Below are 14,592 nucleotides of genomic sequence, written 5' to 3'. Positions count from 1 at the left end.
CGGGGCAGCCCTCCAGGGCTGCCCCTTATGTTGTGGGTTTTCAGGCTTCGGCGAGCAGTTCTGCGACCACCTGGGGATCAATGGCATCGAGGCGCGGGCCAAGTTGGGCCACCACCCTGGCCGCCAGATACGAAGCCAACCGGCCGGTGGCCGGGACGGCCAGATCGTGGGTGAGGCCGTAGAGCAACCCCGCTGCGTACATGTCGCCCGCGCCCGTCGCGTCGACGGCCGCCACCGCAAACGGTTCGATGCGGTACACATGGCTGCCGTGGGCGATGTAGGAACCGGCGGCACTCATGGTGACTACCGCCGTGTTGCAGTAAGAACGCAGAACATCGACCGCCGCTTCCGGGGAACTGGTCTCGGTGAAGACCTCCGCCTCCTCCTGGTTGCCGAAGAGCACATCGACATGGTCATTGACCACGCGCCGCAGTTCTTCTTTGTGGCGGCGCACCACGAACGGGTCGGAAAGACTCAAAGCGATGGGCACCCCGGCGGCGCGGGCCTGCTCCATGGCAAAGAGCACCGCGTCTTTTTGATTTTGGGTATCCCAGCAGTAGCCCGTGATGTAGAGATAGCGGCTCTGGGCAATCGCATCGGGGTCGATGTCAAACAGCCCCAGTTCGCGGCAGGCGCCCAAATAAGTGAACATCGTGCGCTGGGCGTCGGGGGTGATCAAGATCACACTCAGCCCGGTAGGTTGGGAGCCGACCCCCAGGTTGGCCTGCACCCCCCGGGAAATCATGCCGTTGCGGTAGGCGGCGCCGTAGCTGTCGGCGCCGACTTTGCCGGTGTAGCAGGTGGTCCCCCCCAGCTGCTGGATGCCGATCACCGTGTTGGCGGCCGAACCGCCCGGGGTGGCGTGAATAGGCAGACCCGCCAGTTTGGGGATCAGCTCGTCGTACTGCTCGCGGTCGATCAGGCAGACCCCGCCTTTGGGAAAGCCGAAGCTCACCAGCAGGGCGTCGGAGACCTGCACCTGCAGGTCGTAAAGCGGATTGCACAGGGCAAAAACGTCGAAGGTGCTCATCAGCGCAGGTAATCGAGGGGATTGACGGGTGAACCGTTGACGCGCACTTCAAAGTGCAGATGCGGTCCGGTCGAAAAGCCGGTGGAGCCGACCGCGGCGAGCGGGTCGCCTTTTTTGACTGTCTGGCCGACGGTGACAAACAGACGGCTCGCATGGGCATAGAGCGTCGAGAGCGTGCCGCCGTGGCTGACGATCACACAGCGGCCGTAGCCGCCGTACCAGCCGGCGTAGAGCACCGTGCCGTCGTCGGCAGCCCGGATGGGAGTACCCGAGCGGGCCGCGACATCGATGCCCGTGTGCATCTTGCGCACTTTGAAGATGGGATGGTGGCGCATACCGAACTGGCTGCTCAGGCGGCCCTCGGTGGGCAGGATCATCCGGCCGCTGCCCTGGACACTGTTGTAGCGGCGCTCGCTCGCGATAATCGTGCGGATCATCGCCGAGACGCGCTTCGAATCGGCAGCCAGCCGCCGTTGGGCCGCTTCGTAGGCGGCACGCTGGGTGCTCAGGCGCTGGACCAGTTCCGATTGGATCGAGGCTTGCCGGGCAAACTGCGAGCGGCGGCCGGCCAATTGCTGGGCAATCAGAGCGATGTCGTTTTTCTGGTTCTCGACGGCGCTGCGCTTGCGGGTGACCTGCTCGCGCCGGGTATCGAGGGCCTCAAGCAATTGCTGATCGCGCTCGAAGACTTTGCCCAGCTGTTGGCGCCGATCCATCAAGGTGTTGAGATCGCGGCTTGCCAGAAGCAACGCCCACCACTGCTCGGGGCGCTGCTTCTGCAAAAAGCGCAGCCGCTCGGCGGCGGCGCGCTGCAGCGACGAAAATTCGGTCTGCAGGCGACCGAGATCGCGCTTGAGGGCCACCAGCCGCTGCTGGGCCACCGACAGCCGATAGCGCGAGTCCTGCAGCTTGTTGGTGGTGACCGTCAGGTTCTGGCGGATGGCGCCAAGCCGGCTGCGGGCCACTTTTTCTTTGAGGCGCAACTGCACAGCCTGCCTGCGGGTCGACTGCAACTTCTCCTGCAACTGCTGCTGGCGTACCTGGAGATTCTGGATGGTCGGAGAAGCAGCGACACTTTGCGATGCCGTCAGCCCGATCGTCAAGATCGCCGCCGCACCCAGCCGCCGCAGGAGACCTGCCATGAACACCCCGTCAAAAGTTGGGGTCATCCTACCACGCCCGGATGCCCCACCCGGCGGCAAATTGTCTATTGCACAGGCGCGATACCGGCCAGGTCGAGAATTTCGGGAATCAACTCCTCCTTGCGGATGGCCATCAGATGGACGCCGTCGCAGATCTGCCGGGCCTTGGCCACCTGCTCGGCGGCGATCGCCGTGCCTTCTTTGAGGGGATCGCACGCCCCGGCGAGCCGCCGGATGATCCCCTCCGGAATGGTGACCCCGGGCAGATTGCGGTTGATGAATTCGGCATTCTTGGCGGATTTGAGCAAGAATATCCCGGCGAGCACCGGCCGGGCGCTCTCGTGGGCAATTGCGTCCATGAACCAGGCCAGACGCTCAAAATCGGTGACCAGCTGGCTTTGAAAAAAGCGCGCCCCCGACTCCACCTTGCGCCGAAAGCGGGAGCGCAGCCCCGCTTCGCTGGTGCACTGCGGATCGATGGCCGCCCCGGCAAACAGGCGCGTGGGGCTGCTCAGGGCGTTGCCGGCGCTGTCGAAGCCCCGGTTGAGCCCGCCGATCACCCTGAGCAGCCGCACCGATTCGAGGTCGCAGACCGCCCGTGCCTGGGGGTGATCGCCGCAACCGACCGGATCGCCGGTGAGCGCCAGGATATTGTGGATACCCAGCGCCTCCGCCCCGAGCAGATCGCCCTGCAGAGCGATGCGGTTGCGGTCGCGGCAGGCCAGCTGGCAGATAGGCTCGATCCCCCGCTGCACCAGCAATGCCGAGGCGGCAAGCGGGCTCATGCGCATCACCGCCCGGTTGGAATCGGTGACATTGACGGCATGCACCCGGTTTTTGAGCAGAGTGGCTTTTTCTAGAAAGGCTTCTATGTCCGGCCCTTTGGGAGGCATCACCTCGGCGGTGATCAAAAATTCCTTGCGCTCGGCGGCCGTCTCGAGGCGGGCTGACTTCACCATGGGTCGAGGGTTGTCCTGGGTATCTATGCATGGTACCTATATTCGGGCGACCCGCCGAGCCGTCCCAGACCGACCGGCCACCGCAGGAGCCGGCGATTTTTTCACCCATCGGCCGGACTGGTAAAATGGGGTGTGTTTTGGACGAGAGCGACGCGATGCAAACTCCGGCGTTAGAAGTGAGCTGGCGGGTGTCGGTGCTCGAATGGCTGGCCCGCCATGTGCCGCCCAAGCGCATCGAACACATCCTCGGGGTCGAATCGACCGCCGTCGCACTGGCCGAACGCTACGGCGCGTCGCCCGAACGGGCCGGCCGGGCCGGGCTGCTGCACGATCTGGCCAAATATTTTCCGCCCGAGAAGCTTTTGCTCGAAGCCGACCGCCTCGGCATCGCCGTCGATGGGATCCAGCGGCGCACCCCCCACCTGCTGCACGCCGACGTCAGCGCCGGGCTCGCCCGCGAAATCTTCGGCGAAGCAGATCCCCAGGTGCTCATGGCGATCGCCAACCATACCCTGGGCGACGCCGAGATGGATCTGCTCAGCCAGATTCTGTACGTGGCCGATTGGATCGAACCGACCCGCAAGGGCGAGGATGTGGCCCGGGTGCGCCAGGCCGCCCAAGCCAACCTGATGGAAGCGGTCCTGCTGGGGGCGGAGCAGACTATCCTAGATCTGATCGAAAGCCGTCGGGCCGTTCATCCGCGCACGCTGCTGACCCGCAACTGGGCGTTGTCCACCTTAGAGGAGCATTTATAACGTTGATCGATCAAAGCGCCCTGCCGCTGGCTCTAGCTGCCGTCCAGGCTGCCGACGACAGAAAAGGCGAAGATATCGTCGTTCTGGAAGTAGGCCAGGTGACCATCCTTGCGGATTATTTTGTGATTGCCACCGGCAACTCCCGCGCCCAAGTGCGCGCCATCGGCAACGCCGTCGAAGAAAAAATCAAAACCGAGTTCGCCCGCAAGCCCGTGCGCATCGAAGGGCTTGGGGAGGGCAGCTGGGTGCTCGCCGACTACGGCGATGTGATCGTGCATGTCCTGCTGCGCTCCGAGCGCGAATTTTATCAGCTCGAAGCTTTCTGGGGCCACGCCCCGCGCGTCGATGTGGCGCTCCCCCCGGCCCCCCTCAAACCTTGAGGGGGCCGACGGGGGAATCTACCTGGGCACAATCAGGCCGTAGCCGCCGTGGTTGCGCGCGTAGAGCACATTGATTTCACCGCTCTCGGCGTTGCGGAAGACAAAAAAATCGTGATCCACCAGCGCCAGGTGATCGAGGGCCTCCTCGGGGCTCATCGGCGGCATGGCGAAGTACTTGGTGCGCACGACTTCTTTGGGCAGCGCCGTCGCCTTCTCATCGCCATTGGGAAGACTAATCGGCGCCTGGTTGGCCACCGCCAGACCGGTCTTGGGCTTCGGTTTTTTTTGCATTCGTTCTTTGTACTTGCGCATTTGCCGGTGCAATTTGTCGGCGACCAGGTCGATGCTGGCGTACAAATTTTCGGTTTCTTCCTCGGCACGGATGATCGTACCGCTGGCCTGGACGGTCACCTCCGCCGAATGGCTGCGGGAAATGCGCGGATTGCGTGCCACAGAAAGATAGACATCGACACCCATCGTCAACTGATCAAAGTGGGCGAACACTTTATCCAGTTTGGAACTGACGTAGTCACGAATCGGTTCGGTGACTTCGATATTCTTTCCGTGGATGGCAAATTGCATAAACGCCTCCTGTGGTGACACGAGGCCCCGGAAGCGGCCGACTTTCTCCTGAGCCGCGGTTTCCGGGACGTTGAGATGTTCCATTTACGTTAGCATCCGCCACCCTCGCCCACTGGACGAATACAGACAGCCCAGGTAAATTTTTGCTGCGGGCAAAAGAAATAGATATGCAGGCTTATCTGCCGATTTCGTTGGCCTGCGCTTCGCGCGCAATCGAGCGCTCCGCCGCCTCGACCTCTTCGCGGGTGCGCCACACCAAGCGCACCCGCTCCAGGCGCGGTCCCTCCATCTCCAGGACCGTAAATTCGAGTTCGTTGTAGAAGAACTGCTCGCCCGCTTCGGGGACTTTGTGCAACTGGTACATGACAAAGCCGCCCAGGGTCTTGTACTCGTCGGAGATGGGCAGTTGGAGGTCCAGAAAATCGTTCAGTTCCTCCAGGTTGATCTGCGCCTGGATGATCGCGGTACGCTCGTCGAGTTTGACGATGTCGGGAGTCGCCTGATCGCTTTCGTCGGTGATGTTGCCCACCAGTTCTTCGAGCAGGTTCTCCATCGTCAGCAGTCCGGCGGTCCCGCCGAATTCGTCCACCACGATCACCATCGCCTGGCGCTCGCGCTGCATCTGGGTGAGCAGTTCGCTGATGCGCTTATTTTCGGGCACAAACAGAATCGGCCGGGCCAGACCGCCCACGGTGTCCGTGGGCTGCACTTCGCCTTTGGCCAGGGGAGTGATCACATCCTTGATCGAGACCTGGCCCTTGATTGTGTCGAGGGAGTCCTCGTAGAGCGGGTAGCGCGAGTGGCCGGTGCGGGAGACCTCGAAGAGCACCTCCTGGATGGTGGCGGTGAAAGGCAGCGCGTCGATGGAGGTGCGCGGCACCATCACATCGATGGCCACCGCGTCTCCGAACTCGAAGACATTTTCGAGCAGTTCCTGCTCGCCTTTATCGAGACCCGACGCGCTCGAGGAAGAGATCAGCAACTGCAACTCCTCGGGGCCAATCGGGTTGGTGTGGGTGTTGACGTTGGCCTTTACCCCAAAGGCGCGCAGCACCAACCACGACGACCAGTTGAGAAAGCTCAAAAACGGCGCGAAGAGTTTAAAAAAAATCTCGTTGGGCCAAGCGAAGAGCAGTGCCGTGCGCTCCGGGTAGAGGATGGCCACCGACTTGGGAGCCAGTTCCCCCAGCACGATGTGCATGTAGGTGATCAACAAAAAGGCGACAATCGTGCTGATCGTGTGGGCGAGGGCCGAACCGGCCGCGATCGAGAAACCGCTCAAGATGGGCTCGATCAAGGCGGCGATCGTGCCTTCGCCGATCCAGCCCAGAGCCAGCGAGGCGATCGTGATCCCGAGTTGGGTGGCCGATAAATAGCGATCGAGGTCCTTTTGGGAGCGCTGCACCGAGAGCGCGCCGCGGTCGCCCTCCTCGACCAGCTGTTCGATGCGGGTGCGGCGCACCGAGACCAACGAAAATTCGGTGGCTACGAAAAACCCGTTCAGCAGAACAAGCAGGACGACCGCAGCCAGCCGCAAGAGCATTTCAGGCCACGACAGCAACAACTCGCCCGCCGTCGCGGCCATCAACAATAAAGGGGGTTCCGCCATAAAAGCTGGTGCTGCTCAGGCGACGCGGTCGCCATGGCACATATTCCTTGCTACTAGCTTCAGTTGTAGCAGATTCGCCAACGTTTGTGAGCCGTCACTCGCTGTCCCTTGCGCCGGGATCCGCCTGCTGGGCGCGCACGGCGCGGTAGCGCTCCTTGAAAACTTGCTGCTGGCGCTTGTGCTCGACGATGGGCTGGGCGTAGCGGTGCTGGGCGCGCATCAGGGGCGGCAGGCGCTCGGAGGTGACCAACAGCGCCGTGTCGACACCCTCCAGTTCAGGCAGCCAGCGGCGGATGAAAACGGCTTTGGGGTCGTAGCGGCCCGCCTGGGTACTCGGATTGAAAATCCGCAGAGGCTTGGGATCGGTACCCACCGAGGCCGCCCACTGCCAGCCGCCGTTGTTGGCCGACAGATCGCCGTCCACCAGTTTTTGCATGAAGTAGCGCTCGCCCCAGCCGTAGGGCAGCAGCAAATCTTTGGTCAGAAAACTGGCCACAATCATCCGCAGGCGGTTGTGCATCCAACTGACGGTATTGAGCTGACGCATCGCCGCATCGACGATCGGATAGCCTGTCTCTCCTTGGCACCAGCGCTCGAAGCGCTCCTGGTCCTCATCCCACTGAAAATTCTCAAACTCGCGCCGGAAGGGACGACCGGCCAGTTGCGGAAGGTGAAACAGCTCGTACTTGTAAAATTCACGCCAGCCCAGTTCCTGCTGCCAGACCGCCAGTCCCGCCCGGTCGCGATCGTGCTCGGCCTGCTTCCAGGCGTCCATCGTGCGCGCCCAGACCGCCCGGATGCCAACGGTCCCGAATTTGAGGTGTGCACTTAAGCGGGAAGTGCCGTCGCAACCGGGCAGATCCCGCCTTTCGCCGTAGCGGTAGAGCCCTTCGCGGGCAAAAGCTTCGAGTTGCTCAAGCCCCGATTGCTCACCCGGGCTGACCAGCAGCTCGCCCGCGAAGGGTCTGCCCAGTTGCGCCAATTCCGGAAAAGACTGCTCCTCAACGGTGGGCGCTTCGAGACGTTCAGGCGTCGGGAAGGGCTTGGGCTTCGGCTTGGCGGACCATTGCCGCCAGAAGGGCGTGTAGACCGTGTAGGGCTTGCCCCCCGCGGCGGTGAGCACCTCCCCGGCCGGGTGCAACAAGATCTCGGCACAGGCATGGACGGTGATCCCGGCGGCCCGGAGTGCTTCTGCCGCCCGTGCGTCGCGCTCGCGGGCGTAGGGCTCGATGTCGTCGTTAAAATAGACCGCCCCGGCTCCCACGGCTTGGGCCAGGGCCACCAGTTGCTGCACCGGCTCGCCCACGCGCACCGCCAGACGGCCGCCGATGGTGCGGTAGGCCTTTTGCAATTCCAGCACCGATTCGCGCAGAAAATAGATCCGTGCCGGGGCGGTGTCATCGCGCTCGACAATGGTCGGATCGACGATGAAAACGGCGAGCACCTGCCCGCCCGTGCGGCTTGCCTGCCAGAGAGCAGGGTTGTCGTGCACTCTGAGATCCCGACGGTGCCAGACAATCGCAATAGAAGACATCGTGCGCTTCAGGCTCCCACAGCCTGACGGCACTCGCCGCAGGTGCCGTAAAAATCGAGCACATGGTAAGCAATCTGAAACTCGTGATCCTGGGAAAGGTGTTGTTCGAGAGCACTCACCGGGCAGTGATCGAGGGGAACCACCCGTTTGCAGCTCAGACAAATAAGATGGTGCTGGCTATGGTTGGCGCGCCCCATCAAATAATGGGCCTGGTTGTCGCGCACGTCGATGATCTGAATGCGGTCGTCCGCGAGCAACGCTTCGAGCGAGCGGTAAACCGTGGCAAGACCCACTTCCTGCTCGGTCCCGCGCAGTTGCAGGTAGATATCTTGAGCACAAAGGGGGCGCTTTGAACTGGCAAGGGCTTCGAGCACCGCCTGCTGCCCTTTGGTCAGCTTTCTCGCGGGCATGTCATTCCTTAATCTGGGCTTTCATCTGTTCGAGGGTTGATTCCATCTGCTGGAACATCTGTTGGGGCGTCATGCCGAAGGTGTTGAGCTGATCGGACATCTGCTTCATCGCCATCTGCGCCATGAAGTCATCGGACAACTCCATGCGCTTGAGCATAATGCGCTGGCGGTCGAGCAGTTCTTCCATTTTTTCGATGAATATCTTCTTGCCTTCCCGGTCGAACTTGCCGTAGTTGCTGCCGACCTGCATCAGCTCCTGGTACTCCTGATAGAATTCTCGAGCCTCTTGTTGGACGATCTCAGAATCGAAAAATCCCATGGTAGTTCTCGGGTCATCGGCACACTTCCATGCTACCGCACCTGGGTTGTTCGTCGGGATCGACCTGGGTACCTCGGGTTTGAGGCTGGTTGCCGTCGACGGAAGTGGCCTGGCTGTCGCCACGGCTTCGCAAACCTGGCCGGTGGCCGCGAGTGAACAAGATCCCGCCCAATGGCTCGCCTCGCTCGAAAAGTTGTGGAAGCCGTTGATCAGGGAATTACCCGGGCCGGTACTGGCCGTCAGCGCCACGAGCACCTCCGGAACGGTCCTGCCCACGGACTGCAAAGGCCGCCCCATCGCCTCCGCCTGGCTCTACAGCGACCGGCGGGGCTCAGAGCTGGGGGCGCGCTTCGGCATCCCGGCCGGTTGGGGCCTCAGCCGCTGGCTGTGGTGGCAATTGCAGGGGAGCACAGATTGCCGGCTTACCCATCCAAGCGATTACTTGCTGACGGCTCTCGGGGCCAAAGTGGGTTGGACGGACCACACCTGCGCGCTTAAAAGCGGCTACGATCCCGCGGCAGGAAAGTGGAGCCTGGCACTGGCGGCCGGTGTTCCGGCCGCACAGTTGCCCGCGGTCGTGCGGCCCGGCACGGTGGTGGGCACCCTCGCCCCCGAATGGGGTCTGGGGAGCGGCGTGAAGCTGGTGGCCGGTTGCACCGACGGCGTGGCGGGACAGATCGCAAGCGGCGCCCTCGCCGTCGGGCAGGTCTGCCTCAGCCTCGGGAGCACGCTCATTTTCAAGGGAGTCAGCGAAGCGAAGATTGCCAGTGCGGACGGTGCTGTCTACAGTCACCTCCATCCCGATGGGCGCTTGTGGCTGCCCGGGGCCGCCTCCGCCTGCGGTGGGGCGATTCTGGAAAAGTTCTATCCCCGGGAGCAATGGGAAGAGTTGAACGGGTGTGCGGAAGCTTTGAACCGCCCCACCGGCCAGACCGCTTATCCTCTGGCCACACCGGGCGAGCGTTTTCCGCGCTCGGGTGCCGATTTTGCCGGGGGATTACCGGATGTTCCAACCGAAGATCCGCACTTTTACGCCGGACTGCTCGAAGGAGTGGCTTTTGTCGAGCGCCTGGGGCTTGAGCGTCTGATGGCTCTGGGTATGCCGGTCCAGGGGGCTTTACTGTGCGTGGGGGGCGGTACCCACAGCGAAGTCTGGCTACGCATTCGCGCCGCCGTCCTGGGCCGGGAGCTGCAACTGCCTGCCCAGGTGCAGCCCGCTCTCGGAGCGGCAATCCTGGCTGCCGCCGGTGTCTGGGGGGTGGGTGTCGCCCAGGCTGCGGCCCGAATGGTGCGCCTGGATCGGCAGATCCTGCCGGACGCAGCCCTGGCTGCTGCCTACGAAGCTGTCTATCGCCGGTTTCTGGAGCGCTGGGGCGGGGCCGGCTAAACCGCCTTGATGCTGGAGAGGATTTGCTGAACCACCGGCGCCGCCGCCTTGGTGGCGTCATCGTTCACAGTCGTGATCACGAAGAACACCCGGTTGGCCGGTGTGATCAGCGCCATGGTGTTGACCCGCACGGCTTTGGTCTTCACGGTGCCCGACCCGGTGAGCGTCACTCCTGCCAGGCCGTTAATCTTTACCTTCCTGGGACTGCCTTTGAACTTCAGATCACTGACTTGTTCAGCTGCACGCTTGTCGATGGCTTTGCCCGCGGCCTCGAGATCCGTCTCGGCCAGCGAGTCGATCACCATCGAAACCGTTTCATCCGGGGCACTTACCGTCAGGGTCTGACCGTTCCGGGTTGTGTTGAAATCGCCTGGGATTGTCACTTGAACTTTCGCCAGTTTGTCCGTGTACGTATCTGCGAGCGCAACGGCGCTTCCTGCTGCCAGCAATGCCGCCACCCACAAATACTTCCCCAAAATTCGCATCATCCGTACCATTCCACTGCGTCCTGGTCGATTCTGGCACGAAAAAGAGGCCCCCGAAGGGGCCCCTTTCATGTCCGAATTGGCTCAGCAATTAGCCGTTGAGGTCGGCGTTGCCCACCGCCACCGGAGCCGACTCCGTTCCAGCCAAATCCAAGGGGAAGTTGTGAGCATTGCGCTCGTGCATCACTTCCATTCCCAAATTCGCTCGGTTGACGATGTCCGCCCACGTGTATATCGCACGACCCTGAGAATCCACGATGCTGCTGTTGAAGTTGAAGCCGTTCAGGTTGAACGCCATCACACTGATGCCCAGCGCCGTGAACCAAATCCCAATCACCGGCCACGCCGCCAAGAAAAAGTGCAAACTGCGGCTGTTGTTGAAGCTGGCGTACTGGAAAATCAAACGGCCAAAGTAACCATGCGCCGCAATGATGTTGTACGTCTCCTCTTCCTGGCCAAACTTGTATCCGTAGTTCTGGGACTCTTCCATCGACGTCTCACGAATCAATGAAGAAGTCACCAGCGAACCGTGCATCGCACTGAACAGCGAACCGCCGAACACACCCGCCACCCCCAGCATGTGGAAAGGATGGTTCAGAATGTTGTGCTCCGCCTGAAAAACAAACATGAAGTTGAACGTGCCCGAAATACCCAACGGCATACCGTCACTGAAGCTGCCCTGGCCAATCGGGTAAATCAAGAAGACCGCCGCCGCCGCCGCCACAGGAGCACTGTAGGCGATGCAGATCCACGGACGCAGGCCCAAACGGTAGCTGAGCTCCCACTCGCGGCCCAGGTAGCAAAACACCCCAATGAGAAAATGGAAGACCACCAGCTGGTAGGGGCCGCCGTTGTAGAGCCACTCGTCCATCGAAGCCGCTTCCCAAATTGGGTAGAAGTGCAGGCCGATGGCGTTGGAAGACGGGATCACCGCCCCGGTGATGATGTTGTTGCCGTACAGCAGCGAACCGGAAATCGGTTCGCGGATGCCGTCCATGTCCACCGGCGGGGCGGCGACAAAAGCGACGACGAAGCAAATCGTCGCAGAAAGCAGGGTGGGGATCATCAGGACGCCGAACCAACCAACGTAGAAGCGGTTGTTGGTGGAGGTCACCCAATCGGCGAAGCGGTCCCACAGCCCTTGTGAAGAACGACGTTCAAGAGTTGCAGTCATTGTTCTGACAAATCCATAATGCAAAGGCTTATTACCTTACAACGATATATTAGTTCATGAGGCTCTAATTGTTCACTCGGATTTGCTTTTGCTTATATCTCAAATCAGTATCGCTTATCTATGATGCCGGTCTCAGGCGATGGGATAATGCATGTGTTATGGAACGCAATCGATGACCGGTTCAATCGTTGCCAGCGAGTATCTGAAGTCTGCCGATGGCCTGCGCCTGCACATCACTCGCTGGGATGTGAACGAGCCTTTTGGGACGTTATTGGTGTTGCCCGGCAAGGGTGAACACGGCGGTCGCTACGGCCAACTGGCCGCCGGGCTGGCCGCCTGCGGCTGGCAGACCTGGGGACTGGATCCTCGCGGTCAGGGGCTTTCCGACGGAGCGCGCTCCCGGATCGGTTCCTATGACGAATTTCTGACCGATATCGCAGCAGCCCTGGAAGCACTCGGGCGGGAGTTTCCCGGTCGGCCCGCGGTCGTGCTCGGATACAGCATGGGAGCGGTGACAGGAGTACTGGCAGCCCTGCGGTGGCCCGAACGCATCCAGGGACTCATCTGCGTCTCACCGGCTTTTGTGATCGACAATCGCCTGCGGGGTCTTGCGAAGGTTTTTGCGTACCTGGGAAGCTGGCTGTTTCCACAGCGAATCGTCGCATCGGGCTACAATCCGGCCGCGGTGACCAACTGCCCCCTTGAGCAGCAGCAGATTGCCGCCGATCCGCTCATCGACGGTACCACCCGGCCCCGTCTGGTGGTGGAATTGCACAAGGCGGGGGCACAATGCCTGCGCCTGGCTCCCCGGTTGGCTATTCCAACGCTCATTCTTGCCACTGCTTTTGATCGCATCGTCGATGCGCGGGGGGCACAGGCTTTTTACGACCGCCTCCCGGGCGATCGAACCCTCCACTGGTACGACGATCAACTGCACGATCTGTTGCACGAGCGGCGCAGTGCCGAGGTGACGGGCGAGATTACCGGTTGGCTGCGGGAGAGATGGCCGGGTGCTTAGGCAGGCGGTTTTTCTCGATCGCGACGGTGTGCTCAACCAGGAGCGGGGCTATCTGCACCGGCTTGCGGATCTGGAGTTGATCCCCGGTGTGGCAAAGGCGGTGCGCAGGCTCAACGACGCAGGTATGTTCACGGTGCTGGTCTCCAATCAGTCGGGACCGGCGCGCGGGTACTACCCGCCAAGCCACGTCGATGCCCTGCACGAGCGACTCGCGACGTTGCTCGCGGCGGAGGCGGGGGCCGCTCTCGAGCGGATGCTCTATGCGCCGACCCTCAGCCCAACCGAGGGCGGCACCCACGCGGGTTACAGCCACTGGTCCACCTGGCGCAAGCCGAATACGGGCATGCTCGTGGCGGCGGCCTGGCGATTCGGTCTGGATCTCTCGGCCAGTTTCATGGTCGGCGATAAAGCCACCGATATCGACCTGGCCCGCAACGCCGGCTGCCGGGGCATTCTGGTGCAGACAGGCTTTGGGGAGCAAGTGCGTTCGGGCAGCTACCAGTACACCGTCGAGCCGGATTATCTGGCGGCGGACTTGAGCGATGCGGCCGGCTGGATACTTTCTGCGGCCACTTCCTGGTAGAGCGTGTCTCGCTGGTACGCGGTGCGTTCGGCCTGAAAGACGGCTGCGCGTAAAGCCTCGGGCGTCTGACAGGTGCCGCCCCGGGCTCCGGCCATCGAGGTGATGTGCTCCTCCATCAGGGTGCCGCCGATGTCGTTGCACCCCCAGCGCAGCGCTTCGCCCGCCCCCTCCAGGCCGAGCTTCACCCAACTGGGTTGGTGATTGACGAGTGAGCGCCCAAAAAATAGGCGCGCCACCGCCTGGGTGAGCAGCGCGTCCGCCAGTTCCGGCTGATCGCGCCCGACGCGGGCGCGCAGGGCGCGGGGGGCGGCAAGTCCGACGTAGGGCAGGAGCACAAATTCGGTGAACCCACCGGTACGCTTCTGGATGGTGCGCAGCACGCCGAGGTGAATGGCCCGGTGCATAGCCGTCTCGATGTGGCCCGACAGCATCGTGCTGGTCATCGGCAAACCGGTGCGGTGGGCGGCTTCGACCGTGCGCACCCAGGCGAGGGTACTGAGCTTTTCCGGGCAGAGGCGGCGGCGCACCGGCTCGTGGAGCACCTCCGCCGCCGTGCCGGGCATCGAATCGACCCCGGCGGCGCGCAGTTCGGCGAGCACCGTCTCGATGGGCAGCCGGTCCTCGCGGGCGATAAAAAACGACTCCTGCGGCGAAAAGGCGTGCAGGTGAATGCGGGGAAAAGGCGCTTTGATCGCATCTACCAGTTGCAGATAATAGTCGAGCACCCGGCCGCCCGCACCGCGCACCGCCGGGTTGAGACCGCCCTGCATGCAGATCTCGGTGGCGCCCGAGGCGACCGCTTCGGCAGTCTTCTGCAGGATGTGGGCAAAGTCGAGGCTGTAGGCTCCCGCTTCCTGCGCGTCGCGCCGGAAGGCGCAAAACGAACAGTGCTGAACACAGATGTTCGAGAAGTTGATGTTGCGGTTGATCACGTAGCTCACCCGCTCACCCACCAGCTCGGCGCGCAGGCGGTCGGCGGCCGAGCGGACAAGCTCGCGGGCCGCCGGGTCGGTCTGGCCGAGCAAGAAGGCCGCCTCGGGCACCGTCATCTCCCGGCCTTCCCGGGCAGCATCGAGGGTGGCGTGCAACCGTTTCCAATCGCGCATAGATCTCAAGCGAAGGCGGATCAAAACCATGTTACGGGCGAGCAGCGGCGGCCGGGCGAAAACTGCCAAGATGGGATCGTCGGACGAACCCCCGAAGGACTCGGGGTGTCTTGATCTTT

16 protein-coding genes are annotated in these 14,592 nt (G+C 62.4%); 5 read left to right on the top strand and 11 right to left on the bottom strand.

The genetic code is table 11. From position 1 onward, the window contains the following. Positions 1-40 precede the first annotated feature (40 nt). The 3 genes from GLL_RS04120 to GLL_RS04110 all read right to left on the bottom strand — a co-directional run bounded on the left by GLL_RS04120 (position 41) and on the right by GLL_RS04110 (position 3,131). On the bottom strand, positions 41-1,030 hold the full coding sequence (locus GLL_RS04120; protein ID WP_011140793.1) for an adenosine kinase: 990 nt from the start codon (positions 1,028-1,030) through the stop codon (positions 41-43). Then, positions 1,030-2,172 (bottom strand): murein hydrolase activator EnvC family protein, encoded by a 1,143-nt coding sequence (locus GLL_RS04115; protein ID WP_164928605.1) that lies wholly within the window; start codon positions 2,170-2,172, stop codon positions 1,030-1,032. The genes GLL_RS04120 and GLL_RS04115 overlap by 1 nt, the downstream gene beginning before the upstream one ends. A gap of 65 nt (positions 2,173-2,237) precedes the next feature. Next, positions 2,238-3,131: a methylenetetrahydrofolate reductase gene (locus GLL_RS04110; protein WP_011140791.1), complete on the bottom strand. Its 894-nt coding sequence runs from the start codon at positions 3,129-3,131 to the stop codon at positions 2,238-2,240. Between the two features lie 155 nt (positions 3,132-3,286). Here GLL_RS04110 and yqeK point away from each other — a divergent pair, with 155 nt between their 5' ends. Next, positions 3,287-3,886, top strand: a complete 600-nt coding sequence (yqeK, locus tag GLL_RS04105; protein WP_011140790.1) for a bis(5'-nucleosyl)-tetraphosphatase (symmetrical) YqeK — start codon at positions 3,287-3,289, stop codon at positions 3,884-3,886. Between the two features lie 2 nt (positions 3,887-3,888). Continuing rightward, on the top strand, positions 3,889-4,266 hold the full coding sequence (gene rsfS / locus GLL_RS04100; protein WP_231848373.1) for a ribosome silencing factor: 378 nt from the start codon (positions 3,889-3,891) through the stop codon (positions 4,264-4,266). An 18-nt stretch (positions 4,267-4,284) separates the two neighbouring features. Here the strand turns inward: rsfS and hpf are convergent, their stop codons facing one another. The 5 genes from hpf to GLL_RS04075 form a co-directional block, all read right to left on the bottom strand. Beyond that, complete coding sequence (gene hpf, locus GLL_RS04095) at positions 4,285-4,848, bottom strand: ribosome hibernation-promoting factor, HPF/YfiA family (protein WP_011140788.1); 564 nt, start codon at positions 4,846-4,848, stop codon at positions 4,285-4,287. A gap of 175 nt (positions 4,849-5,023) precedes the next feature. Beyond that, the gene (locus GLL_RS04090) at positions 5,024-6,457 is read right to left on the bottom strand and encodes a hemolysin family protein (protein WP_011140787.1); all 1,434 of its coding nucleotides are present in this window, start codon (positions 6,455-6,457) and stop codon (positions 5,024-5,026) included. A 94-nt stretch (positions 6,458-6,551) separates the two neighbouring features. After that, a complete protein-coding gene (locus tag GLL_RS04085; RefSeq protein WP_011140786.1) occupies positions 6,552-7,991 on the bottom strand; it encodes a cryptochrome/photolyase family protein in 1,440 nt (479 codons plus the stop codon). Positions 7,992-7,999: 8 nt separating this feature from the next. Beyond that, positions 8,000-8,401 (bottom strand): Fur family transcriptional regulator, encoded by a 402-nt coding sequence (locus tag GLL_RS04080; protein WP_011140785.1) that lies wholly within the window; start codon positions 8,399-8,401, stop codon positions 8,000-8,002. A 1-nt stretch (position 8,402) separates the two neighbouring features. After that, complete coding sequence (locus GLL_RS04075; RefSeq protein WP_011140784.1) at positions 8,403-8,720, bottom strand: DUF1825 family protein; 318 nt, start codon at positions 8,718-8,720, stop codon at positions 8,403-8,405. Positions 8,721-8,766: 46 nt separating this feature from the next. Here GLL_RS04075 and GLL_RS04070 point away from each other — a divergent pair, with 46 nt between their 5' ends. After that, positions 8,767-10,107: an FGGY-family carbohydrate kinase gene (locus tag GLL_RS04070; protein ID WP_164928604.1), complete on the top strand. Its 1,341-nt coding sequence runs from the start codon at positions 8,767-8,769 to the stop codon at positions 10,105-10,107. Here GLL_RS04070 and GLL_RS04065 read toward each other — a convergent pair. Beyond that, the gene (locus tag GLL_RS04065; protein ID WP_164928603.1) at positions 10,104-10,595 is read right to left on the bottom strand and encodes a hypothetical protein; all 492 of its coding nucleotides are present in this window, start codon (positions 10,593-10,595) and stop codon (positions 10,104-10,106) included. The two genes, GLL_RS04070 and GLL_RS04065, sit on opposite strands and share 4 nt — an antisense overlap. Before the next feature lie 88 nt (positions 10,596-10,683). Next, on the bottom strand, positions 10,684-11,766 hold the full coding sequence (gene psbA / locus GLL_RS04060) for a photosystem II q(b) protein (RefSeq protein WP_011140781.1): 1,083 nt from the start codon (positions 11,764-11,766) through the stop codon (positions 10,684-10,686). Positions 11,767-11,938: 172 nt separating this feature from the next. On the opposite strand from psbA, the gene GLL_RS04055 reads away from it, so the two are divergent. Together GLL_RS04055 and GLL_RS04050 are read left to right on the top strand one after the other, a co-directional pair. Beyond that, positions 11,939-12,784: an alpha/beta hydrolase gene (locus tag GLL_RS04055; protein ID WP_164928602.1), complete on the top strand. Its 846-nt coding sequence runs from the start codon at positions 11,939-11,941 to the stop codon at positions 12,782-12,784. Then, positions 12,777-13,367, top strand: a complete 591-nt coding sequence (locus tag GLL_RS04050; protein ID WP_011140779.1) for a D-glycero-alpha-D-manno-heptose-1,7-bisphosphate 7-phosphatase — start codon at positions 12,777-12,779, stop codon at positions 13,365-13,367. Before GLL_RS04055 ends, GLL_RS04050 begins: the two co-directional genes overlap by 8 nt. On the opposite strand, the gene cofH is transcribed toward GLL_RS04050, so the two are convergent. After that, the gene (gene cofH, locus GLL_RS04045) at positions 13,304-14,473 is read right to left on the bottom strand and encodes a 7,8-didemethyl-8-hydroxy-5-deazariboflavin synthase subunit CofH (RefSeq protein WP_011140778.1); all 1,170 of its coding nucleotides are present in this window, start codon (positions 14,471-14,473) and stop codon (positions 13,304-13,306) included. The genes GLL_RS04050 and cofH overlap by 64 nt on opposite strands. Positions 14,474-14,592 lie beyond the last annotated feature (119 nt).

It is taken from the genome of Gloeobacter violaceus PCC 7421, assembly GCF_000011385.1.
GTDB lineage: Bacteria > Cyanobacteriota > Cyanobacteriia > Gloeobacterales > Gloeobacteraceae > Gloeobacter > Gloeobacter violaceus.
Note: the sequence above shows the minus strand (reverse complement) of the source record. Positions and strands in the feature narration are given on the sequence as shown.